This is a genomic window from Nitratireductor arenosus (assembly GCF_009742725.1).
In the GTDB taxonomy this organism is placed as follows: Bacteria; Pseudomonadota; Alphaproteobacteria; order Rhizobiales; family Rhizobiaceae; genus Mangrovimarina; species Mangrovimarina arenosa.
Genome location: NZ_WPHG01000004.1, coordinates 448,770 through 471,215, shown reverse-complemented (window position 1 = coordinate 471,215; position 22,446 = coordinate 448,770). Strand labels below are relative to the sequence as shown.

General features: G+C 64.5%; 19 protein-coding genes. 12 read left to right on the top strand and 7 right to left on the bottom strand.

From position 1 onward, the window contains the following. Positions 1-6 precede the first annotated feature (6 nt). Positions 7-252, bottom strand: a complete 246-nt coding sequence (locus GN330_RS18700) for a zinc-finger domain-containing protein (protein ID WP_156714219.1) — start codon at positions 250-252, stop codon at positions 7-9. 171 nt (positions 253-423) lie between these two features. On the opposite strand from GN330_RS18700, the gene GN330_RS18695 reads away from it, so the two are divergent. Both GN330_RS18695 and ppx read left to right on the top strand, forming a co-directional pair. After that, positions 424-2,631, top strand: a complete 2,208-nt coding sequence (locus GN330_RS18695; protein WP_156714218.1) for an RNA degradosome polyphosphate kinase — start codon at positions 424-426, stop codon at positions 2,629-2,631. Next, positions 2,631-4,145 (top strand): exopolyphosphatase, encoded by a 1,515-nt coding sequence (gene ppx, locus GN330_RS18690; protein WP_156714217.1) that lies wholly within the window; start codon positions 2,631-2,633, stop codon positions 4,143-4,145. Before GN330_RS18695 ends, ppx begins: the two co-directional genes overlap by 1 nt. Before the next feature lie 340 nt (positions 4,146-4,485). On the opposite strand, the gene rnd is transcribed toward ppx, so the two are convergent. The 5 genes from rnd to GN330_RS18665 all read right to left on the bottom strand — a co-directional run bounded on the left by rnd (position 4,486) and on the right by GN330_RS18665 (position 10,054). Then, on the bottom strand, positions 4,486-5,640 hold the full coding sequence (rnd, locus tag GN330_RS18685) for a ribonuclease D (RefSeq protein WP_156714216.1): 1,155 nt from the start codon (positions 5,638-5,640) through the stop codon (positions 4,486-4,488). 109 nt (positions 5,641-5,749) lie between these two features. Continuing rightward, positions 5,750-6,997, bottom strand: coding sequence for an MFS transporter (locus tag GN330_RS18680; protein ID WP_156714215.1), 1,248 nt, complete (start codon positions 6,995-6,997; stop codon positions 5,750-5,752). A 125-nt stretch (positions 6,998-7,122) separates the two neighbouring features. Then, positions 7,123-7,812 (bottom strand): ABC transporter ATP-binding protein, encoded by a 690-nt coding sequence (locus GN330_RS18675; protein ID WP_156714214.1) that lies wholly within the window; start codon positions 7,810-7,812, stop codon positions 7,123-7,125. Continuing rightward, positions 7,809-9,050 (bottom strand): ABC transporter permease, encoded by a 1,242-nt coding sequence (locus GN330_RS18670; protein ID WP_156714213.1) that lies wholly within the window; start codon positions 9,048-9,050, stop codon positions 7,809-7,811. The genes GN330_RS18675 and GN330_RS18670 overlap by 4 nt, the downstream gene beginning before the upstream one ends. Further along, positions 9,050-10,054, bottom strand: coding sequence for an efflux RND transporter periplasmic adaptor subunit (locus tag GN330_RS18665; RefSeq protein WP_343040893.1), 1,005 nt, complete (start codon positions 10,052-10,054; stop codon positions 9,050-9,052). Before GN330_RS18665 ends, GN330_RS18670 begins: the two co-directional genes overlap by 1 nt. A gap of 264 nt (positions 10,055-10,318) precedes the next feature. On the opposite strand from GN330_RS18665, the gene aspS reads away from it, so the two are divergent. From aspS to GN330_RS18625, 8 genes are all read left to right on the top strand, one after another. Beyond that, the gene (gene aspS, locus GN330_RS18660) at positions 10,319-12,106 is read left to right on the top strand and encodes an aspartate--tRNA ligase (protein WP_156714212.1); all 1,788 of its coding nucleotides are present in this window, start codon (positions 10,319-10,321) and stop codon (positions 12,104-12,106) included. Positions 12,107-12,113: 7 nt separating this feature from the next. Further along, entirely contained in the window at positions 12,114-12,710 is a 597-nt protein-coding gene (locus tag GN330_RS18655; protein ID WP_156714211.1) for a GNAT family N-acetyltransferase, read from the top strand. Further along, positions 12,710-13,357, top strand: coding sequence for a pyroglutamyl-peptidase I (locus tag GN330_RS18650; protein WP_156714210.1), 648 nt, complete (start codon positions 12,710-12,712; stop codon positions 13,355-13,357). Before GN330_RS18655 ends, GN330_RS18650 begins: the two co-directional genes overlap by 1 nt. A 260-nt stretch (positions 13,358-13,617) precedes the next feature. Next, complete coding sequence (locus GN330_RS18645) at positions 13,618-14,631, top strand: ATP-binding cassette domain-containing protein (RefSeq protein ID WP_156714209.1); 1,014 nt, start codon at positions 13,618-13,620, stop codon at positions 14,629-14,631. Next, positions 14,628-15,437, top strand: coding sequence for an ABC transporter permease (locus tag GN330_RS18640; RefSeq protein ID WP_156714208.1), 810 nt, complete (start codon positions 14,628-14,630; stop codon positions 15,435-15,437). The genes GN330_RS18645 and GN330_RS18640 overlap by 4 nt, the downstream gene beginning before the upstream one ends. A 340-nt stretch (positions 15,438-15,777) precedes the next feature. After that, positions 15,778-16,413 (top strand): TetR/AcrR family transcriptional regulator, encoded by a 636-nt coding sequence (locus GN330_RS18635; protein ID WP_156714207.1) that lies wholly within the window; start codon positions 15,778-15,780, stop codon positions 16,411-16,413. Beyond that, positions 16,410-16,946 (top strand): GFA family protein, encoded by a 537-nt coding sequence (locus GN330_RS18630; protein ID WP_156714206.1) that lies wholly within the window; start codon positions 16,410-16,412, stop codon positions 16,944-16,946. The genes GN330_RS18635 and GN330_RS18630 overlap by 4 nt, the downstream gene beginning before the upstream one ends. Then, positions 16,939-17,238: a DUF6958 family protein gene (locus GN330_RS18625; RefSeq protein ID WP_156714205.1), complete on the top strand. Its 300-nt coding sequence runs from the start codon at positions 16,939-16,941 to the stop codon at positions 17,236-17,238. Before GN330_RS18630 ends, GN330_RS18625 begins: the two co-directional genes overlap by 8 nt. A gap of 113 nt (positions 17,239-17,351) precedes the next feature. Here the strand turns inward: GN330_RS18625 and GN330_RS18620 are convergent, their stop codons facing one another. Beyond that, positions 17,352-18,539 carry a hypothetical protein gene (locus tag GN330_RS18620; protein ID WP_156714204.1) on the bottom strand — a complete coding sequence of 396 codons (1,188 nt, stop codon included), beginning with the start codon at positions 18,537-18,539 and terminating at the stop codon, positions 17,352-17,354. A gap of 261 nt (positions 18,540-18,800) precedes the next feature. Here GN330_RS18620 and parC point away from each other — a divergent pair, with 261 nt between their 5' ends. Continuing rightward, complete coding sequence (gene parC / locus GN330_RS18615) at positions 18,801-21,059, top strand: DNA topoisomerase IV subunit A (protein WP_156714203.1); 2,259 nt, start codon at positions 18,801-18,803, stop codon at positions 21,057-21,059. Between the two features lie 244 nt (positions 21,060-21,303). Then, the gene (locus GN330_RS18610; protein WP_156714202.1) at positions 21,304-22,401 is read left to right on the top strand and encodes a carboxynorspermidine decarboxylase; all 1,098 of its coding nucleotides are present in this window, start codon (positions 21,304-21,306) and stop codon (positions 22,399-22,401) included. The last annotated feature ends 45 nt before the right edge of the window (positions 22,402-22,446 follow it).

Genomic DNA, 22,446 nt, shown 5'->3' with positions numbered 1-22,446 from the left:
TCGTCCTCACGCCGCCTGCGGGCGGTGGAGACAGCCTTCGGGGCTGGTATCTTCCACCTTCAGAGCGGCATTGAAGCGATAGAGCGTCGAGCAATAGGGACAGACCAGTTCGTCCTCCTCGCCCATGTCGAGAAAGACATGGGGATGATCGAACGGGTCCGACGCGCCGACGCACATGAATTCCTTCACGCCGATCTCGATCGCCGCGTGCCCTGCGTCGTTCTGGAAATGCGGAATCGAATGGCCGGCCATCTGTCTGCTCCTCAAGGATCTTTCCGCTGCGCGTGACACGTGCCTCGCCTTTGTATCATATTCGGCGTATTTGCAAGGCTGGGGCATCCGGCGCGGACACGCCGGGCGGCGCGCCGGAAAATTGGCAATGAATCGCCGCCCGTGCAACATGAAATCGAACCGAGTGCGGTGATGAACGAACTAAAGCCCGTCCACAGTGAATTCCAGCAGGATGTGTCGGCCGTCGCCGACCTGGGCGAGGGCACGCCCGAACGGTTTGTCAATCGCGAGTTCTCCTGGTTGCAGTTCAACCGCCGGGTGCTGGACGAGGCCCAGAACCCGCGTCACGCCTTGCTCGAGCGGGTGCGTTTCCTGTCGATATCGGCTGCCAATCTCGACGAGTTCTTCATGGTCCGTGTCGCTGGTCTCGCCGGCCAGGTACGCGAGGGCATCGCCCTGCGCAGCCCAGATGGACGCACGCCCGAGCAGCAGCTCGAGCAGGTGCTGCGCGAGGTCGAGCGCCTCCAGAACGACCAGCGGGAATCGCTCGCCACGCTGATGGAACTGCTGGAGGCGGAGAACATAGAGGTCGTTCGCGGCGATGCGCTGTCGCCCTCCGACCAGTCATGGCTGGAGGAACATTTCCTCGAATCGATCTTTCCGGTGCTGACGCCGCTGTCGATCGATCCGGCGCACCCGTTCCCGTTCATACCCAATCTGGGCTTTTCGATCGCCTTACAATTGTCCAGGCGCGAGGATGGCGAGGAGATGACGGCGTTGTTGCGCCTGCCGGTGGCGTTGAAACGCTTCATACGCCTGCCGGCGGACCGACCGAACGTGCGTTTCATCACGCTCGAACAGGTGGTGGGCCTGTTCATCGATCGACTGTTTCCCGGTTATAAGGTTGTTGGATCCGGCACTTTCCGTATCATCCGCGACAGCGATATCGAGGTCGAGGAGGAGGCCGAGGATCTCGTGCGGCTGTTTGAGACGGCGCTCAAGCGGCGAAGGCGCGGATCGGTGATCCGCATCGAGTTCGAAAGCGAGATGCCGGCCGTTCTGCGCGATTTCGTCGCCGGCGAACTCGGCGTCGTGCCCGGCCGCATCAGCGTGCTGAGAGGTCCGCTCGCGCTGAGTCAGATTTCCGAACTCGCTTCGGTGCCGCGCGACGATCTGAAGTTCGCGCCCTACAATCCGCGCTTCCCCGAACGCATCCGCGACCATGGCGGCGACTGTTTCGCGGCCGTCCGGGAAAAGGACATCATCGTCCACCACCCCTACGAATCCTTCGATGTGGTCGTGCAGTTCCTGCGCCAGGCCGCCCAGGATCCCGAGGTCGTCGCGATCAAGCAAACCCTTTATCGCACCTCCAACGACAGCCCCATCGTGCGCGCCCTGATCGACGCGGCCGAGGCAGGCAAGTCGGTCACGGCGCTGGTCGAGCTCAAGGCGCGCTTCGACGAGGAGGCCAACATCCGCTGGGCGCGCGATCTGGAGCGCGCCGGTGTGCAGGTCGTTTTCGGCTTTCTCGAACTGAAGACCCACGCCAAGATGTCTCTGGTCGTGCGGCGCGAGGACCAAAAGCTGCGCAATTACGTGCATATGGGCACCGGCAATTATCACCCGATCACCGCGCGCATCTACACCGACCTGTCCTATTTCACCTGCGATCCCGAGATCGCGCGCAACGTCGCGCAGGTCTTCAATTTCATCACCGGCTATGCCGAACCGGACCGCGAGATGCGGCTGGCGATTTCCCCCTTTACGCTACGCGAGCGTATCCTGCGCCATATCGCGGACGAGGTCGCGCACGCGCGCGCCGGCCGTCCGGCACAGATATGGATGAAGATGAACGCACTGGTCGATCCCGCCGTCATCGACGCGCTCTACGGCGCGAGTCAGGTGGGGGTCGAGATCGATCTCGTCATCCGCGGCATTTGCTGCCTGCGACCGCAGGTTCCCGGCTTGTCGGACAATATTCGCGTCAAGTCGATCGTCGGGCGCTTTCTCGAGCACAGTCGCATCTTCTGCTTCGGCAATGGCCACGGCCTGCCGTCGGACGAGGCGGTGCTGTATTTCTCGTCCGCCGATCTGATGCCGCGCAATCTCGACCGGCGTGTCGAGGCGCTGGTCCCGATTACCAACCCAACTGTGCATGAACAGGTGCTCGACCAGATCATGTTGGGAAATATCATGGACAACCAGCAGAGTTTCGAAATATTGCCGGACGGAACGTCGCGCCGCATGATGCCGGAAGACGGGGAAGAGCCCTTCAATGCTCAGGAATATTTCATGACCAATCCAAGCCTGTCCGGGCGCGGAGACGCGCTGAAATCGAATGCCCCGAAACGGATCGTCCGGCACGGCCGGCGCAAGAAGGCCAGGCAAGCCCCCTCCTGATGAATGCGACATCCCAGGGGCGGCTTCAGGACCGCCATCCGCTTTCGGTCATCGACATCGGCTCCAACTCGATCCGTCTGGTCGTCTACGAGGGCATCGCGCGGGCGCCGACCGTACTCTTCAACGAAAAGATGCTGGCAGGGCTCGGCAAGGGACTTGTGTCGACCGGCCGGCTCGATAGCGACGCGGTCCGGCGCGCGGTGGAGGAATTGCGCCGTTTTCGCGCGCTGTCCGAGCAGGCCGGCGCCGAAGCGCTCCACGTCATTGCCACTGCCGCGGCGCGCGAGGCCGAAAACGGGGTCGATTTCATCGAACGCGCCGAAGCCATTCTTGGCGTGCCGGTCCGGGTGCTGAGCGGCCGCGAGGAAGCGCGTTATTCCGCGCTCGGCATCATATCGAGTTTCTATCCGGCCGACGGCATCGGCGGTGATCTGGGGGGCGGCAGCCTGGAACTCGTCGATGTCAGGGGCGAGGTGATCGGTGACGGCATCACGCTGCCGCTCGGCGGGTTGCGTCTGCAGGAAATGTCCAAGGGCTCCGTCGCCGCGGCGACACGCATCGCGCGGCGCGAGATCGCGCGGGCGTCGCTGTTGAAAGGCGGGGAAGGGCGCAATTTCTACTGCGTCGGCGGGACCTGGCGAAATCTCGCGCGATTGCATATGCACGTTACCGATTACCCGCTGCACGTCATGCACAATTACGAGATGGACGTCGAAAAGTCGGCCGATTTCCTCAAGCATGTCGCGCGCGGCGAAATCGACAAGATGAAGGGCATCCAGCACGTCTCGAAAAACCGTCGCGCGCTGCTGCCTTACGGCGCGGCAGTGTTGCAGGAAATCATCCGGGTGATGAGGCCCGGCAAGATCGTCATTTCCGGCCTCGGCGTACGTGAAGGATATTTGTTTTCGCTGCTCGGCGAAAACGACCGCCGTTCCGACCCCCTGCTTTCGGCAGCGGAGGAACTGGCCGTCCTGCGCGCGCGCTCCGTAACCCACGCCCGCGAGCTTGCCGACTGGACCGGGACGGCATTTGCCGCCTTCGGGCTGGAGGAAACCGAGGAGGAGATGCGTTACCGGCGCGCGGCCTGCCTTCTGGCCGATATCGGCTGGCGCGCCCACCCCGACTATCGCGGCACCCAGTCCCTCAACATCATCGCCCATGGGTCCTTCATCGGCGTCAGTCACCCCGGCCGCGCCTTTATCGCGTTGGCCAATCTTTACCGTCACGAAGGTCTGTTCAACGACGCCGCCGCGCCCGAGATACGCGCCCTGGCCACGCCGCGCCTGTTGGAGCGTGCCCGGATGCTGGGCGGGCTGTTGCGGGTCGTCTACCTGCTTTCTGCCTCGATGCCCGGCATCATTCCCCGGCTGCGCTGGGTGGCCAACGGTGAAGATGGCCTCGCGCTCGAAGTCCCGAAAACGCACGCGGCCCTGATGGGCGAGCGGCCGCAGGGGCGGCTCCAGCAATTGGCCAAGCTGAGCGGCCGTCCGCTGGAGTTGCGGCTGGAGAGCTAGAGCCGTTCCTCTTTAACTGGAAGCGGTTTGATGGAATGGATTTTTCGCTCCGGCAAGAAGAAGTCCGCAGCGCGATATCAATATCAGGCAAGAGCGGCGGCATGGGCGGGGCGAAAAAGCCGTCCACGCCTACGGTGTTGATATCGCCCGTCAAACCGCAATCGCTTGACCTTGGCCTTTCGCGTTCTGGACGGAGTCGCGCGCGGCTCACGGTGCCTGCACCGCATCGCCGCACGCTCGTGGCCAGACCGCGAAATCTCGGCGGTCAAAAGATTCCATTTAACGAGGAACGACTCTGGGGTCCGTGGGCAATCGGGGTTCGAGCGCGGCGCGTGCCGCGTCAGCCCGGCTCGAAGATGGCGACCTTCCTGTCCTCGAAGCGCAAAGCGAGCTCGCCGCGCACCAGCTTGAGCGCAGTTTCGCCGAACACCTCGCGTCGCCAGCCATGCAGCGCCGGCACGTCGGCCTCCGCGCCATTGGCCGCGATACGCTCGATATCGTCGCCCGAGGCGAGCATTTTTGCCGCGACGCCCTCTTTCTCGGCCACATGTTTCAACAACACCTTCAACAGCTCGACCGCGGCGGCCGTGCCTTCGGGCAGTTGCGGTTGCTTGGGCAGCCGGGGCATGTCTTCGCGCGGCACCGCCAGCGCGGCGTTCACGGCCTCAAGCACGCCGGCCGCGGCGCCTGAACGCTCCCAGCCTTTCGGGATCGTGCGCAGCCGCGCCAGCGCGGCCTGATCCTGCGGCTGCTGGACGGCGACTTCGCTGATAGCGTCGTCCTTCAGCACGCGCCCGCGCGGCACGTTCTTCTCGCGTGCTTCGAGCTCGCGCCATGTCGCGACCGCTTTCAGCACGGCCAGCTCGATCGGCTTGCGCAGGCGCACGCGAAGACGTTTCCAGGCATCCTCGGGGTCCGGCGCGTAGGTCTCGCGTGTGGTCAGCACCTGCATTTCTTCGTTGAGCCAATGGGCGCGGCCCTCCCGGTCGAGCTCGTCGCGCAGATGGCGGTAGACGTCGATCAGATGGGTGACGTCGGCCAGCGCGTAGGCGAGTTGGCGGTCGGTCAACGGCCGGCGGCGCCAATCGGTGAAGCGCGACGACTTGTCGATGCGCTCGCCGGTGATTTTCTGGACCAGCTGCTCGTAGGACACGCTGTCGCCGAAGCCGCACACCATGGCCGCGACCTGGGTGTCGAAAAGCGGCTGCGGAACCAGATCGCCGCGATGGACGACGATCTCGATGTCCTGGCGCGCGGCGTGGAACACCTTGGTGACGCGCTCATTGCCCATGAGGTCGAAAAACGGCGCCAGATCGATGCCGGGCGCGAGCGGATCGACGAGGGCCGTCACGTCCGGCGCGGCCATCTGGATCAGGCACAGTTCCGGCCAGAAGGTGGTTTCGCGGATGAATTCGGTGTCGACGGTGACGAAGTCGGACTTCGAAAGGCTTGCAACTATGTCGGCGAGCTCGGCGGTGGTCGTAATCACATGCATAACCGGTCTTTAGTGCCGTTTATCGTCAGATGGAAGCAGTTTGATGGAAAGGTTTTTCCTCCCGGCGATGAGAAAGCTGCGGCGGGAGAGTGTGACGATGCGGGTCCGTCTATCGGCCGTCGTCGCCGTGACGCGTATCGTCGCGTCGCCGGGCAAGCCGGGCAAACGCCGTCGAGGTTCGCAACAGCGCGGTGAAACGGCCGCGCTGCTCGGCCGGAACGCTCCTGCGCGTGAGCATGCGGTGCACGATGATCGCGATCAGCGCTGCGTAGATGACGGCGGAAAAGGCGAACAGATAGCGCGGGCCGAACCATTCCATCGCGGTCGAGGCGGCGAACGGGCCACCGATCGCACCGAAGGAATAAAACAGCATCAGCGCCGCGTTGACGAGCACGAATTCGTCCTTGCCGGCGCGGTCGTTGGCATGCGCGGCTGAAAGCGAAAACAGCGGCATGGCGAAGGAGCCGAAGATGAACACCAGCGCGAAATTGGCGAGCGGGCCGGCGCCGGCGAAAAACACCAGCGCCAGCGCCGCGCCCAACGCGCAGGCCGTGGTCATCAGCAGAACCGCGCGCCGCTCCCACCGGTCCGACAGATAGCCGAGCGGGTACTGGATCAGCGCGCCGCCGATGATGCCGGCGCTGACGAAAGTCACCACATCGGTGACCGACATGCCGATCTGCTCGGCGTAGACCGGGCTTAAGGTGCGGAAGGCGCTGTTGGTGATGCCGACGGCCACGCAGCCGATCACCCCGACCGGCGAGATGCGCCACACCCGGCCGAGGTCGAGCCGGACATCGGCGGGCGGGACGGGGTTCGACCGGTCGCCGAGCGAGACCGGCACCAGCGACAGCGTGATCATGATCGACATCACCGCGAACACCGAAAATCCGTCGGCGCCGAAGATGGGGATCAGGAACTGCGCGCCGGTGACCGCGCCGATGTCGACGATGCGATAAAGTGCCAGCACGCGCGCCCGGTCGCGATTGGCGACGCCGGAATTGAGCCAGCTTTCGATGACGGTAAACAACCCGGCGAAGCAGAACCCGCTGGCAAATCGGATCGCCGACCAGGTCGCGGGATCGATCATCAGCACCAAGAGCAGGGTTCCGGCCGACGCGATCGCAGCCAGCGCGGAAAAGGCGCGCACATGGCCGACGGCCTTCATGATGCGCGAGATCGCCAGGCAGCCGAGCAGGAAGCCGCCGAAATAGGCCGTGCCCATCAGCCCGATCGTCGACGGCGCGAAGCCTTCCTGGGCGCCGCGCAGCGCGATCAACGTGCCTTGCAGCCCGTTGCCGCCGAGCAGGATGCCGGCGGCGATCAGCAAGGGGATGAGGGGACGGATCGAGGACATGGACCGCGTGTGCGGGAGGAATCGGACGACGGCGATCATGCCGCGATTTCGCGCCGTGCGTTAGTGCCAATCGGACCTGTTCGGTTGCGAAAACGTCACGCCATGCGCTTTGGCCGGCCCGGGTGTCAGACGGTGGCCTCGGCATCGGCCAGCATGCCGTCGACCAGGTGGATGCGCCGGTCCATGCGTCCGGCCATCTCCATGTCGTGCGTGACCACGAGCACGGTCTTGCCCTGTTCGCGTACCAGCGCCCGCAAGATCGAAAACACCTGTTCGGAACTTTTCGAATCGAGGCTGCCGGTCGGTTCGTCAGCCAGCAGCAGCGCGGGATCGTTGGCGAGCGAGCGCGCCACCGCGACCCGCTGGCGCTGGCCGCCGGAAAGCTGGAACGGTTTCTTGTGCACATGGTCTTCGAGCCCGAGCGAGGCGAGCAGGGCCTCGGCGCGGTCGTTTATCTCCCCCCGCGACAGCCGGCCGAGCTTGCGCATCGGGATCGCTATATTGTCGCGGGCGGAAAATTCCGGCAGCAGGAAATGGAACTGGAACACGAAACCCATCTTGTCGAGCCGCAGCCGCGCGCGGGCGGCCTCGTCCATGTCGCCGCAATCGCGGCCGTCGACGCTCAGCCGTCCGGATGTCGGCAGATCGAGCAGGCCGAGCAGGTAGAGCAGGGACGATTTGCCCGATCCGGACGGGCCGGTGATGGCGACGAACTCGCCCGGATCGATCGAAAGGCTGACATCCTTGACCAGCGTGACCGGCACGGTCTCGGGCAGGATGCGGGTCAGCCCGTCGGCCTCGATCAGCGCGCTCATGACGCCCCCCGGATAATGTCGACCGGATTGAGCCGCGCCGCGCGCCGGGCCGGCAGGTAGCCGGCGACGGCCGCCGAACCGAGGGCGAAGACGCTGGCGATGGCGTAATGCAGCCCGCTCCAGGCGATCGGCAGGTTGGTGATTTCCTGGCCGCCGGCGTCGAGTTCGAAACGCACCGAGGCGAGCGCGGTGGTCAGCGCGAAGCCGAGCGCCCAGCCGAGCGCGGAGCCAGCCCCGCCGATCGCCAGACCCTCGATGACGAACATGCGCTGCATGTCATTTTGCGAAAACCCCAGCGATTTCATGATGGCGATGTCGCGCGCCTTCTCGTGGGTGATGGTGGACACGATGTTGAAAATGCCGAAGCCGGCCACCAGCATGATCGCCGCAACGACCGTGTACATGATGACGTTGCGCACCACGAAGGCCTCCATGATGCCCTCGCTGGCCTCCTGCCAGGCCACCGCTTTGTAGCCCAGTTCGGCCTCGATCCGCCGGGCGATCGGCGGCGAGGAAAACGGGTCGTCGAGCTTGACGCGGATATCGTTGATGGCGTTGGCGCGTTCCGACAGGATCTGCGCGTTCTTCAAAAGAATATAGGCTTCGCCCTCGTCGCGCGCGGTCGTGCCGGTGTGGAACAGGCCGACGATCCGGAACGCGCGCGACAGTCCGGTCGACGACACCGCCGAGACCGTGTCGCCGAGCCCGGCGCCGAGCTTGTCGGCCATGCGGTCGCCCATGACGATATTGTTGCCGCCCGCGCCGAGCGCGATGAAACTGCCGGCGACGAAATCGCCGACGATCGGCGAGACCGCCCGTTCGGTCGCCGGGTCGACCCCGACGATCGAGGCGCCGGCCTCGCGTCCGACGTAACGCACCACGCCCTGGGTTCTCAGGCTCGCCGAATAGCGCCCGGGAAGCCAGGCGTCGAGCCAGGCCATGGCGGCGGTGGGATTGATGATGCCGCGCCGGTCGTCGGGCGGTCTCAACCCGGATATCTGCGCGGCGGCGAAGCGGTCCTCGGCCGGCTGGCGTTTCGAGGTCCGGCGCTCGTCGGTGATCTGTACATGCGGCATGGTGTCGATCAGTTGTTCGACGAAATCGTCCTGACCGCCCTGCATCAGGGCGGCCATGGCGATGGAAAAGCCGACCCCGACGGCCACCCCGATCACGGCGACGAAGGTCTGGCGTCCGCGCCCGACAATATGCGTCAGCGCGATGTCGAGAATCAGGCGCATCAGCCGTCCGCGCCGGCCCGCACGCGCTGGCCGTCCTCGATCGCCTCCGGATAGGGCGAGATCACGCGCGCCTCCTCGTCGATCCCGCCGAGCACTTCGATATGGGTCGTGCCGCGAATGCCGGTTTCGAGCGCTTTTTGGCGCGCCGTGTCGCCCTCGACCACGAAAGCCATGTCTTCGGTGACGGCCAGCGTCGGCAAAAGCAGGGCCTGGCGCGACACCCGCACCACGATGTTGACATCGACCGACATGCCGATGCGCAGGGGCGTGACGGCGGGCAGGGCAAGGCGCACGCGGTAGGTCTTGGTCACCGGATCGCCCTTCGGCGTGATACTGTCGACCGTGGCTTCGAGCGTGCGGCCGGCGAAGGCGTCGGCGCGCAGCAGCGCCTGCTGACCGGTCTCCACGCGCGGAATGTCTTCCTCGTTGACCTCAGCCACGATGATCAGCGGCGAGGGACGCCCGACCCAGAACAGCACCATGCCCGGTTCGCCGATTTCGCCGACCTCGGCATCCTGGCGCAGAACCACGCCGTCGCTGGGCGCGGTCAGCACGTAGTTGGCGATCCGCGCCTCCTGGCCGGCGATCAGCGCTTCGAGCTGCGCGACCGCCGAATGCGCCCGGTCGAGTTCGGTCTGGTTGACGACGTTGCGATCGACCAGCAGCGCGATGCGGTCGCGCTCGGCGGCCGCCAGCGCATGGCGCACCTTCAGTTCCGCAAGGACGGCGGCGGCCTCGGTGTCGTCTAGGCGCACCAGCTCGTCACCCTCGGCGACGCGTTCGCCCTCGCAATTGCACACCCATACAATGCGTTCGCGCACCAGCGCCGTGACCTTGGCCCAGTTCCGCGGCTCAACGATGCCGGCGGCGTAGACGATCTCGGCGGCGTCGCCGCGCGTCGGTGACACGGTTGTGACCGCAATCGGACGCGACCAGTACCAGTAGGCGCCGAACGCGATCGCGGCGGCAACCGCCAAAAGACCAAGGATACGGACGGCTCTCACGATGGCTTCTCCGGCACGCGACCCTGTATTGATACGCTATTCTATCTCTCAACAGGCCAAACCCTATCGCGGGCACTCATCATGCGCTCCCGGGCGATGCCTTGATCTGAGACAAGTGGCCGGGCCCCGGTCGGCCGGCTGGCCCGCCGGGCCGCCCCGTCGTCACCTTGACAAAACGCCCCGCCCATGCGCTTTTCGCGCCACTTTCCGGACCAGGCGGCGCAACGCCGGTCCCCCTTGAATCCACAGACCGGAATTTCCCTCATGCACCGCTACCGCAGCCACACCTGCGCCCAACTGAGAAAAGCCGATGTCGGCGCGACCGTCCGCCTCGCCGGCTGGGTTCATCGCGTCCGCGACCATGGCGGCCTGCTGTTCATCGACCTGCGCGATCATTTCGGCCTGACCCAGATCGTTGCCGATCCCGATTCCCCGTCGTTCAAGACGGCGGAAACCGTGCGCGGCGAATGGGTGATCCGCGTCGACGGCGAGGTCAAGGCCCGCACCGCAGACACCGTCAACCCGAACCTGCCGACCGGCGAGGTGGAGATTTTCGCGCGCGACATCGAGGTGCTGTCGCAGGCTAAGGAACTGCCGCTGCCGGTCTTCGGCGAGCCTGACTATCCCGAGGACATAAGGCTGAAATACCGCTTCCTCGACCTGCGCCGCGAGACCCTGCACAAGAACATCGTCGCGCGCACGAAAATCATCGCCGAGATGCGCCGTGCGATGGGCGAGGTCGGCTTCACCGAATATTCGACCCCGATCCTGACGGCGTCCTCGCCCGAGGGCGCGCGCGATTTTCTGGTTCCCTCGCGTCTGCACGAGGGCCAGTTCTACGCGCTGCCGCAGGCGCCGCAGATCTACAAGCAGTTGATCATGGTGTCGGGCTTCGACCGCTATTTCCAGATCGCGCCCTGCTTCCGCGACGAGGATCCGCGCGCCGACCGCCTGCCGGGCGAATTCTACCAGCTCGATCTCGAAATGAGCTTCGTCGAGCAGGAAGACGTGTTTTCGACCATGGAACCGGTCATGCGCGGCATTTTCGAGAAATTCGCCGACGGCAAGCCGGTGACGGAAGTCTTCCCGCGCATTCCCTATGACGAGGCGATGCGCAAATACGGGTCCGACAAGCCCGACCTCAGAAACCCGATCGAGATGCAGGACGTGTCGGAGCATTTCCGCGGCTCCGGCTTCAAGGTTTTCGCCAACATCCTGGCCAATGACGACAAGGCCGAAGTCTGGGCGATTCCGGCCAGGACCGGCGGCAGCCGCGCCTTCTGCGATCGGATGAACTCCTGGGCGCAGGGCGAGGGCCAGCCCGGCCTCGGCTACATTTTCTGGCGCAAGGAAGGCGAGGGGCTGGAAGGCGCCGGACCGCTGGCGAAGAATATCGGGCCGGAGCGCACCGAGGCGATCCGCACTCAGCTCGGCCTCGAAGACGGCGATGCCTGTTTCTTCGTCGCCGGCAACCCGAAGAAATTCGCCGCCTTCGCGGGCAGTGCGCGTACCCGCGCCGGCGAGGAGCTGAACCTGGTCGACCGCGACCGATTCGAGCTCGCCTGGATCGTCGACTTCCCGTTCTACGAATGGAACGAGGACGACAAGAAGGTCGATTTCGGCCACAACCCCTTCACCATGCCGCAGGGCGGGCTGGAGGCGCTGGAGAGCGCGGAGCCGCTGTCGATCAAGGCTTACCAGTACGATCTCGTCTGCAACGGTTTCGAGATTGCATCGGGCGGCATTCGTAACCATCTTGTTGATGTGATGGTCAAGGCGTTCGAGATCGTCGGTTTCGACCGCGCTGCCGTGGAAGAGCGTTTCGGTGGTCTCTACCGGGCGTTCCAATATGGCGCGCCGCCGCATGGCGGCATGGCGGCCGGCATCGATCGCATCATCATGTTGCTGGTCGGGGCGAAGAATTTGCGCGAGGTGACGATGTTCCCGATGAACCAGCAGGCGCAGGACCTGTTGATGGGTGCGCCGTCGCCCGCCATGCCGCAGCAATTGCGCGACCTCAACCTGCGGGTGGTCGCGCCGGCGAAGGAGTAGCGACCGCTTGGGCAAGGACTGGTGCATCACCGCAGGGTTTCCCGAAACGTTTCGCGGCCAGGCCGCCGCGCTTTATTTCGAAGCCTTTTCCGGCAAGATCGGCGGTGTGCTTGGCCGCGACGGTCGCGGCGAGCGTTTCATCGCCTCGGTGATTGACCCCGCCTTTGCCATTTCGGCCGTCAGCGGCGACGGCGCCACGCTGCTCGGCATTGCCGGCTTCAAAACAAAAGACGGCGCCATGGTCGGCGGCGGTCTTGCCGAGATGGCGGCCGTTTACGGTTGGTTCGGCGCGGTGTGGCGCGGGCTCTTGCTGTCGGCGCTGGAGCGCGACCTGGCCGACGGCCAATTGTTGATGGACGGCATCGCCGTTGCCCCGCAGGCGCGCGGCCTGGGCATCGGATCAGCGCTGCTCGACGCCGTCTGCCAGCACGCCCGAAAGTGCGGCGTTGCCGAACTGCGCCTCGACGTGATCGATACCAATCCGCGCGCCAAGGCGCTTTACGAACGCAAGGGATTTACGGCCGGAGCGACCGGCTCGACCGGCGTCCTGCGCCATATTTTCGGATTTTCGTCCGCCACCACCATGGTTCGGGCGGTGGCGTGATGGGCGCGGCCCGCGATCTCGGTCCGCGTATCCTCGTGACCGGGTTCGGCCCTTTTCCGGGCGCGCCGGTCAACCCGACCGAGGCTTTGGTCGCAGACCTGGCCGACGCCCCGCCGCGCTTCGATATTCCCTGCGCGCTGCGCATGGCGGTGCTCGACGTCGACTATGCCACGATCGCCACCCAGCTCTCGGCCATCGGAAACGACTTTTCGCCCGACATCGCCATACATTTCGGGCTTGCCGCGGAGTGTCGCGGCTTTCGCCTTGAGCGCGTCGCGCGCAACAGCCATGCCGGCGCGCGTCCCGACCGGGCAGGCGGCCTGCCCGCGTCCGAGCGCATATGTGCCGGGCCGCCAACACTGTCCTCCAGCCTACCGCTTGACGCGATCGCCAAAGCGCTCGGCGAACACGACCTTCCGGTCGAATGGTCCGACGATGCCGGCGGCTATTTGTGCAACACAGTCTTTACCCTGTCGCGGGCCGGGGCCTGCAATGGACTCGATCCGGCGATGAGCGGTTTCGTCCACGTGCCGATGGCAGGCGAGGGAACGCAATTCCGCCTCACGCCTGCCGCCTTGCGCCAGGGCGCGTGCGTGATCGTGCAAACCTGCCTGCGCCATTGGGCGTCGGGCCGACATGCTTCCTAGAGCGTTTCCAGGCGAAGTGGAAGCCGGTTCGCCGTTCGGAAACGTGTCAAAACAATACGTTAGAGACGGTCTGCGATTCCGCGAAAAGCAGGACGGCTCTAGAGACAGCCATGGTCGGGCGCGCGACGCGTGCGTGTCGGCGGCAAATGTCAGCATCCGTCTCTTCCCCACGTGCCGAGATCGCCTGCGTCTGCTATAGGCGTCTGCCCTTGATGCGGTCGCCCGCCCGGCCGTCTCGCCTCAGGAAACGGACCGGCCCCATGAACGATCTATCGCCCGCGGGAAAACCGCTTTTCGACGATACCGCCGCGCAGCCGGCCATATCCGCGCGCGGCCTGATCAAGCATTTCGGTGCGGTGCGTGCGGTCGACGGCATCGACCTTGATGTGCCGCGCGGCATGATCTTCGCCATTCTCGGCCCGAACGGCGCCGGCAAGACGACGCTGATGCGCATGCTCGCCACGCTTTCCAGGCCGGACGCCGGCACGGCGACCATTCTCGGCCGCGATCTGGTGGGCGAACCTGCCGAAGTGCGTGCCTTGATCGCCATGACCGGCCAGTTCGCCTCGCTCGACGAAGATCTGACCGGCCGCGAGAACCTGTTGATGCTGGCACGGCTGTGGGGGTTTCGCGGCCGCGCCGCCAAAGCCCGCGCCGACGAACTTTTGGCCGCCTTCGACTTGGCCGATGCCGGCCACAAGCAGGTCAAGGACTATTCGGGCGGCATGCGGCGTCGGCTCGACATCGCCGCGTCGCTGGTCGTCACGCCGGGCGTGCTGTTCCTCGACGAGCCGACCACCGGCCTCGACCCCAAGGCGCGCAAGGCGGTCTGGCGCATGATCCGCGGTCTGGCGGATGCCGGCGTCACCATTCTTCTGACGACCCAATATCTGGAGGAGGCCGACCAGCTCGCCGCCCGCATCGCCGTGATCGACCACGGCCGCAAGATCGCCGAGGGCACGAGCCGCGAATTGAAGGCGCAGACGGGATCGGGCTTCTTGCATGTCGCGCTCGCCGATCGCGAACGGCTCGACGAGGCGGCGCGGTTTTTGGAGGCACGCTTTGCAAGTCCGGTCCAGACCAGCGTCGAGGGCGCGCAATTGTCGGTGAAGGCCGGTAGCGCGCAGACCGCCAACGAGGCGATCGCCGCGCTGATTGAGGCCGGGATCGAGCCGTCCGATTTTTCGATGGGCCAGCCCAGTCTCGACGAGGTGTTTTTCGCCCTCACCGGGCAGGGGGTGGAGAGCGATCCGGTAGTGGAGGACGAGCGATGAGCCGAACCCGTGCCCTGGCGGCCGCTTTGCATGGCGTGGAGCGGCCGCGCCGTCCCTCGGCGTTGTCCAACGCGCTGGTCTTTGCCTGGCGGGCGGTGTTGAAATTCAAGCACGTGCCTGAGCAGCTTTTCGATCTGGTGATGACGCCGATCATGTTCACGCTGCTGTTCACCTTCGTGTTCGGCGGCGCGCTCGCCGGCTCGACCGGCGACTATCTGCAATTCTTCCTGCCCGGCATTCTGGTGCAGACCGTGGTCTTTAACGCCGTCTATTCCGGCATGGGCCTGTCGACCGATCTCGGCAAAGGCCTCTTTGACCGCTTTCGTTCGTTGCCGGTCTGGCCGCTGGCGCCGTTTGCCGGATTGATGGTCGGCGACATGCTGCGTCACCTGATCGCCGCCGCGATCATCTTGACCATCGGACTGATCCTCGGCTACCGGCCCGAGGAAGGCTTGGTCGGCGTGCTCGCCTCTTTCGCGCTCCTGGTCGCGATCGGTTTCGGCACGGGCTGGATATTCCTCGTGCTCGGCCTGTTGATCCGCACGCCGACGACGGTGATGACCGTCGGCTTCACCTTCCTGTTTCCGGTCGTGTTCGCCTCCAACATCATGGTCGATCCCGCGACGATGCCGGGCTGGTTGCGCGCCTTCGTCGACATCAACCCGGTCTCGCTGATGACGACCGCCATGCGCGGTCTGATGAATGGCGGCGCGACCGTGCACGAGATCGGCCTGGCCCTGTTTGCGCCGGCGCTGCTCACCATCGTGCTCGCGCCGACCACCTTGTGGCTCTATATGCGCCGTTAATGCTGTCCATCTTGGTTCGCCCGCACGGCGAGCCGGGCGCGACGCCGTAACGGACACCGAGGATCGTGGTGGGGCGCGTTCAATGCCTCGCCGAGCGGCAAAATCCGTTTGATCAAACCATCTGCGTCCAAGGCGGGTGGTTTCGCAAAGCATTCCTCTCGCTTCGACCCGGACGCCGTGGTGCGGCCGTCTGCTTGACTGGCGTTCGCCGCGTCTGAATGCCCCGGAAGGCGGGCTAAAGCGCCGGCCGGCTCCAATACGCTTTCTGCTCGGCTTGGGCGCGCCGGTACTGCGGCAAGCCTTGCTCTTGACACATACCGACTGAATGGTATGTTTAGGCATGTCAAGACCCACCAAACAATCGCCCGAACGCGGCAATGCACGGACCCGGCTTTTGGAAGCAGCGCGCGACATCATCCGCGTCAAGGGCTACACCGCCTCCACGGTCGACGATATCTGCCGTGCGGCCGACGTCACCAAGGGGGCGTTTTTCCACCATTTCGGCAGCAAAGACGCGCTGGGCGTGGCGGCGGCCGAGTTCTGGGCCGAGACGACATCCGCCTTCTTCGCCGGCGCGCCCTATCACGATCCCGCAGATCCTCTGGAGCGCGTTCTCGCCTACATCGCTTTTCGCAAGGCGATTATGGTTGGCGACCTGGCCGAGTTCACGTGTCTGGTCGGAACGATGGCGCAGGAGATTTACGTCAGTTCTGTGGAAATCCGCGACGCCTGCGGCCGCAGCATTTTCGGCCATGCCGCCACGCTTGAAGCCGACATCGAGGCGGCTCGACGGGATCGCGGCATTGTCGGTGACTGGACGGCCGAAAGCCTGGCTCGGCACACTCAGGCCGTTCTTCAAGGCGGGTTCGTGCTGGCGAAGGCGGGGAACGATCCCGAATTGGCACGGGAAAGTCTCGATCATCTGGACAGATATCTCCGGCACCTATTTCACGTCACCGAGGATGACCGAACATGAGCAAAACCACACGGATCGGCTGTGCCTGCGGACAAACGCGGCTGGAGGTGCTAGGAGCGCCGATCCTCGTCTCCGAATGCCTGTGCAACAGCTGCAGGGCCGCGGCGGATCGTCTCGCAAAGCTCCCGGGCGCGAGCAATATCCTTACCCGATATGGTGCGACGCCTTCTGCGGAATACCGCAAGGATCGTGTCCGCATCCTGGCGGGTGCCGGGCATCTGGCTGAATTCCGGCTGTCGGCCGGTGCGGGTTCGCGCCGCGTCATCGCGACCTGCTGCAACACGCCGGTCTTCCTGGAACTGAAAGGCGCGCATTGGCTGAGCGTCTACCTGCACCTGTGGCCGGAGGAGACGCGGCCAAAAGCCGAAATGCGAACGATGGTGGGCGACCTGCCGGATGCTGCTGACGTGCCGGACGACGTGCCCAATCTTAAGAGCCATACACTGTCCTTCTACGCGAAGCTCCTGGGGGCGTGGATCGGGATGGGGTTCCGGAATCCGAAGATTGATATTGCGGGGAAGGTCGATGCCTGACGACAAGATCGAAATCGAGAACGTCAACATACCCGGACGATCCGAGCGGGTTGATCGAGCGAAATATTCTGCAATGCGCGAGGCACTGCTCGCCGTCCTGCCGAGCAAGGCGCCCGGTCTGACCGTAGCCGCCGCGAAAGAGGCGCTTGTGCCGCTGCTTCCGGACGATTTGTTTCCGCAGGGCAAGACGGCGGGGTGGTGGTTGAAGGCCGTCCAGCTCGATCTCGAGGCGAAGGGCGTCATCAAACGCGCGCCGCAGAAACCCGTCCATCTTTACAGGCATGGCACTTGACCTTAGGTGCGGCATGAGCGCCGGCCAAGCGTAGTGCGCCAAACAGCGGGCACGACCGACAACGGCCCGGCGCATGCACCGGGCCGTCGCCGATTGCGCTTCGCCAACCGCCCCTATTCGTTGGCGGTGATTTTCATGCCGAGCTGCTGAGGCAGGGCCTGGGGCGCGGTCATCGCGCCGGCCGCGACCATGGCGAAGGGCAGCGGGGTTTCCGGCGCCACCCGGATTTCGAGGCTTTGCGGATCGTCGAGGAACTTACCCACCGCCGCGCTCACCGCCGCCGTCAGTTCGGGATTGTTGAGCTGCGCCATGGCGAAGGGCAGGATCGCCTTTGCCTGGTTGACAATGGCGGCCGGCTTGGCGCCCTGCTGGGCGGCGACGAATTCCAGAGCCTTTTGGGTCAGTGTGTCGTCGTCGAAGCGCAAAGTGGCGCCGTTGAGCGTCAGTTGCTGCATCAGGCCCAGCATGGCCATGCCCTGGGCCGACTGGTCCTGGCCTTCGGTTTCTCCCATCTTGGCCTGGATGTCGCGCAGCGCCTGTATGAATTCCGTCGTGTAACCACCGATGTCGAAGGTCATCCCGATCGTGCCGGCCTGATCCACGGAAATATCGTACTGGTCGAGCACCATGCGCCCGTCGGTGGGCGACCACGAACCGGACAATTCCAGATAGCCGTTGATGGTCTCGTAACCGAGCGCCTGAATGACAGCTTTGGTCTGCGCGTCTTCGATGGTGGTCAGGTCGGCGGTGAACTTCTCCGCCGCGCCGCTGAATTCCAGCGGCGCGTCGTCGCTCAGCGGCGACATCTCGACGTGAAGCTGCTCGAGCGTGAACAGCGACCGGCCCTCCCTGGTCACGCGCAGAAAGTCCATGTCGGCGCTTTCATAATAGCCGACCAACGCCGCGACGCTGTCGTCGCCGTCAGCCGCCAATTCGAGGCCGGTGACGCTGATGCCGTCGATCGCCACGTTCACGCCTTCGTTGGAGAAGGTGTAGGAGGGCATCGCCAATGTGCCGACGATGATCGTGTCGCCATCCTCGCGGATATCGGAAAGCTCGATATCGCCGAGCGCAACGGCTTCGTCTTCGCCGGCCGGCTTGACCGTGACACCCTCCATCGTCATCCGCGAGCCGTCGCCCGCTATGCCGGACCAAGATGCTTCCATGCCCTGTTTTTCCATCAGCGCTTTGAGGCGCGCGGCCACCTCGTCGGCATCGGCGGCCAGGGCGACATGCGGCACAAAGACTGCCATCAGTCCGGCACAGAGATAAGCGTGGGGGCGAAGGCGTGGGTAAGACATGGGTGTGTTCCCTGAGTTGGCTCTAAGTCCCTTTGCCCAGTCTACGGCGAACAAATGGACGGGATAATGTCGAAACGCGGAAAACGCCGCATTTTCAGTGAATTTGCCCACATTGGCGGATATTCGATGACGCGGCCATAGGCCGGCACAGAATTCGCAAATGGATCGGGAAGTGCTTATATACCGGGAAAGCTGGGGGCACAAAGCCGTTCTGGTGCGCGCCCACTTGCCCGGCGAAACCTACTCCATTAACCGGAAAACATGGGAAAAAGCCTGATTCCGCCCGGTGGCGATGGCGGTGACGCGATCGAGCCCGTCGACCTCAAGAACGCACTTGAGGAACGCTACCTCGCCTATGCGTTGTCCACCATCATGCATCGCGCTCTGCCGGATGTGCGCGATGGGCTGAAACCTGTCCATCGCCGGATCATGCATACGATGCGGCTGCTGCGGCTCAATCCCGAGCAGGGTTTCGCCAAATGCGCCCGTATCGTTGGCGAGGTGATGGGCAAGTTCCACCCGCATGGCGACCAGGCGATCTACGATGCGCTGGTGCGTCTGGCCCAGCCCTTTTCCATGCGTTACCCGCTGATCGACGGGCAGGGCAATTTCGGCAATATTGACGGCGATAGCGCCGCGGCCATGCGCTACACCGAGGCGCGCATGACCGAGGTGTCTCCGCTGCTCCTGGAAGGCATCACCGAGGACGCGGTCGACTTCCGGCCCACCTACAACGAGGAGGACGAGGAACCCGCTGTCCTGCCCGGAGCTTTCCCGAACCTGCTCGCCAACGGATCCTCCGGGATCGCCGTCGGTATGGCAACGTCGATCCCCTCACATAATGCGGCCGAGATCTGCGACGCCGCCTTGCACCTGATCGACAATCCCGGGGCGAGCGTCGCCGACCTGCTCAAATTCGTCGAGGGGCCGGATTTCCCGACCGGCGGCATCATCGTCGACGACCGGGCCTCGATCCTCGACGCCTACGAGACCGGCCGCGGCTCGTTTCGCGTGCGCTCGCGCTGGCATCAGGAGGATCAGGGGCGCGGCACCTGGATTGCCGTCGTGACGGAAATCCCGTTCGGCGTGCAAAAGTCGCGGCTGATCGAAAAGACCGCCGAACTGCTCTTGGCCCGCAAACTTCCCCTGCTTGAGGACATCCGTGACGAAAGCGCCGAGGATATTCGCGTCGTCCTGGTGCCCAAGAGCCGTGCTGTCGATCCCGCGCTGCTGATGGAATCGCTGTTCAAGCTGTCCGAGTTCGAAAGCCGCTTCTCGCTCAACATGAACGTTTTGACGCGCGGACGGGTGCCCAACGTCCTGTCGCTCGGCGGCGTGCTCAGGGAATGGCTGGACCACCGCAAGGAGGTGCTGGTCCGCCGCTCGCGCCACCGGCTCGGCGAGATCGAGCGGCGGCTGGAGATTTTGGCCGGCTATCTGATTGCCTATCTCAACATCGACGAGGTGATCCGCATCATCCGCGAGGAGGATGAGCCGAAAAAAACGATGATGGCGCGCTGGGACCTCACCGACACCCAGGCCGAGGCGATCTTGAACATGCGCCTGCGCGCCCTGCGCAAGCTCGAGGAATTCGAGATCCGCAAGGAGTTCGACCAGCTCACAGACGAAAAGACGAAGATCGAGGCGCTGCTTGCGTCGGAGGCCAAGCAATGGCGCACGGTGGCCTGGGAAATCGGCGAGATCCGGGAAAAGTTCGGACCGGAAAAGAACCCCGATCTCGGCAAGCGACGCACCACCTTCTCGGAGGCTCCCGATCACGACCTGTCCGACATCCATCAGGCGATGATCGAGAAGGAGCCGGTTACGGTCGTGGTGTCGGAGAAGGGTTGGCTTCGGGCGATGAAAGGCCATTTGTCGGACCTGTCCAGCCTGTCCTTCAAGGAAGGCGATAAGCTCAAGCTCGCCTTCCACGCCCAGACCACCGACAAGGTGCTGATCTTCACCACAGGCGGCAAGTTCTACACTATCGGCGCCGACCGGCTGCCGGGCGGGCGCGGCCATGGCGAGCCCGTGCGCATCATCGTCGATATGGACAACGACCAGGCGATCGTCACCGCCTTTGCCCACGATCCCGCGCGCAAACTGCTTTTGGCATCCTGGGCCGGCAACGGTTTCGTGGTGCCGGAGGCCGAAGTCGTGGCCAACACCCGCAAGGGCAGGCAGGTCATGAACGTCAAGCCGCCGGACGAGGCCAAGCTGTGCATGCCCGTCTCCGGCGACCATGTCGCCGTCGTCGGGGAAAACCGTAAGCTGCTGGTGTTCGCGCTGGCCGACGTGCCCGAACTCACCCGTGGCAAGGGCGTGCGCCTGCAAAAATACAAGGATGGCGGTATCGCCGACGTCAAGACCTTCGCCATGGCCGAGGGCCTGTCTTGGAAGGATTCGGCCGACCGCACTTTCACCCGTAGCCGAGAGGAGCTGGCCGAATGGATCGGCGCACGCGCCTCTGCAGGCCGCATGGCGCCAAAAGGCTTTCCGCGCACCGGCAAGTTCGGCTGAACGCGGCGCGCCGGCGTCAACCCGTCTGCGCGTATCCGCCGGTACGCCGCCGAACGAGACGGCCACGGTGCAGCAAAACGCCGCCCCGAGCGTGGCGTCTTTTTCGCGGCGGGGCGTTGCGGGCAATGGCCGGTCTCGGCTAGTAAGGCCGGCAGGCCGAAGCTCCGGACGCGCGTCGCCGTCCGGCCCGGTGTGAATTTCCGAACCAATAGCGGGTAATCTTGCGAGGCGACCACCGGGGCCGATGAACCAGACGCCGTATTATCTGATCGACAAGCCGAAGCTCTTGGGCAACCTGGAAAAGATCGCCCATGTGCGCGAGCGTTCGGGCGCGAAGGCGCTGCTGGCCCTGAAATGCTTTGCCACCTGGTCGGTGTTCGACCTGATGCGCGATTACATGGATGGAACGACCTCGTCGTCGCTCTACGAGGTCGGGCTCGGCCGCGAGAAATTCGGTGGCGAGACCCACGCCTATTCGGTCGCTTATGCCGATCACGAGATCGACGCCGTGGTCGGCTATGCCGACAAGATCATTTTCAATTCGATCGGCCAGCTCGATCGGTTCGAGGCGGCCGCCGCCGGCATCGTGCGCGGCCTGCGCCTCAATCCGGGTATCAGCAGTTCCGGATTCGATCTCGCCGATCCGGCGCGGCCGTTCAGCCGGCTCGGCGAATGGGACGCCGACCGGATAGCCGGCGTGCTCGACCGCATCTCCGGCTTCATGATCCATAATAATTGCGAGAACGCCGACTTTGCGCTGTTCGACCGCATGCTGGGCGAGATCGAAAGCCGTTTCGGCGATCTGCTCGGCCATGTCGACTGGGTCAGTCTCGGCGGCGGCATCCATTTCACCGGCGAGGACTATCCGCTCGACGCATTCTGCGACCGCCTGTCGGCGTTTGCCGACCGCTTCGGGGTCCAGGTCTATCTGGAGCCGGGCGAGGCGGCGGTGACGAACTCGACCACGCTCGAGGTTTCCGTGCTGGACACGCTGTTCAACGGCAAGCATCTGGCGATCGTGGATTCCTCGATCGAGGCGCACATGCTCGACCTTTTGATCTATCGCGAGCGCGCTACGATCCGCCCCGATGCCGGCCCGCACAGCTACATGATCTGCGGAAAGTCCTGCCTAGCCGGCGATATTTTCGGCGAATTCCGCTTCGAGAAGGAACTGTCCATCGGCGACCGGATTTCGATCCAGGACGCCGCCGGCTACACCATGGTCAAGAAGAACTGGTTCAATGGCGTGAACATGCCCGCCATCGCCGTGCGCCAGCTCGACGGCAGCGTCGATGTCATCAGGACGTTTTCGTTCGATGACTATGTGACGAGCCTGTCTTAGCCGACACGCCGGCGCCCCGGCGCCGGATCACGATTGTTTCCAACT

Bases quoted from the DNA above. Each gene is read 5' to 3' on its own strand.
- ppx (WP_156714217.1), top strand. From the start codon at position 2,631: ATGAATGCGACATCCCAGGGGCGGCTTCAGGACCGCCATCCGCTTTCG.
- GN330_RS18695 (WP_156714218.1), top strand. From the start codon at position 424: ATGAACGAACTAAAGCCCGTCCACAGTGAATTCCAGCAGGATGTGTCG.
- GN330_RS18675 (WP_156714214.1), bottom strand. From the start codon at position 7,812: ATGAGCGCGCTGATCGAGGCCGACGGGCTGACCCGCATCCTGCCCGAG.
- parC (WP_156714203.1), top strand. From the start codon at position 18,801: ATGGGAAAAAGCCTGATTCCGCCCGGTGGCGATGGCGGTGACGCGATC.
- GN330_RS18625 (WP_156714205.1), top strand. From the start codon at position 16,939: ATGCCTGACGACAAGATCGAAATCGAGAACGTCAACATACCCGGACGA.
- GN330_RS18640 (WP_156714208.1), top strand. From the start codon at position 14,628: ATGAGCCGAACCCGTGCCCTGGCGGCCGCTTTGCATGGCGTGGAGCGG.
- aspS (WP_156714212.1), top strand. From the start codon at position 10,319: ATGCACCGCTACCGCAGCCACACCTGCGCCCAACTGAGAAAAGCCGAT.
- rnd (WP_156714216.1), bottom strand. From the start codon at position 5,640: ATGCATGTGATTACGACCACCGCCGAGCTCGCCGACATAGTTGCAAGC.
- GN330_RS18680 (WP_156714215.1), bottom strand. From the start codon at position 6,997: ATGTCCTCGATCCGTCCCCTCATCCCCTTGCTGATCGCCGCCGGCATC.
- GN330_RS18650 (WP_156714210.1), top strand. From the start codon at position 12,710: ATGGGCGCGGCCCGCGATCTCGGTCCGCGTATCCTCGTGACCGGGTTC.
- GN330_RS18610 (WP_156714202.1), top strand. From the start codon at position 21,304: ATGAACCAGACGCCGTATTATCTGATCGACAAGCCGAAGCTCTTGGGC.
- GN330_RS18670 (WP_156714213.1), bottom strand. From the start codon at position 9,050: ATGCGCCTGATTCTCGACATCGCGCTGACGCATATTGTCGGGCGCGGA.
- GN330_RS18635 (WP_156714207.1), top strand. From the start codon at position 15,778: ATGTCAAGACCCACCAAACAATCGCCCGAACGCGGCAATGCACGGACC.
- GN330_RS18620 (WP_156714204.1), bottom strand. From the start codon at position 18,539: ATGTCTTACCCACGCCTTCGCCCCCACGCTTATCTCTGTGCCGGACTG.
- GN330_RS18630 (WP_156714206.1), top strand. From the start codon at position 16,410: ATGAGCAAAACCACACGGATCGGCTGTGCCTGCGGACAAACGCGGCTG.
- GN330_RS18645 (WP_156714209.1), top strand. From the start codon at position 13,618: ATGAACGATCTATCGCCCGCGGGAAAACCGCTTTTCGACGATACCGCC.
- GN330_RS18700 (WP_156714219.1), bottom strand. From the start codon at position 252: ATGGCCGGCCATTCGATTCCGCATTTCCAGAACGACGCAGGGCACGCG.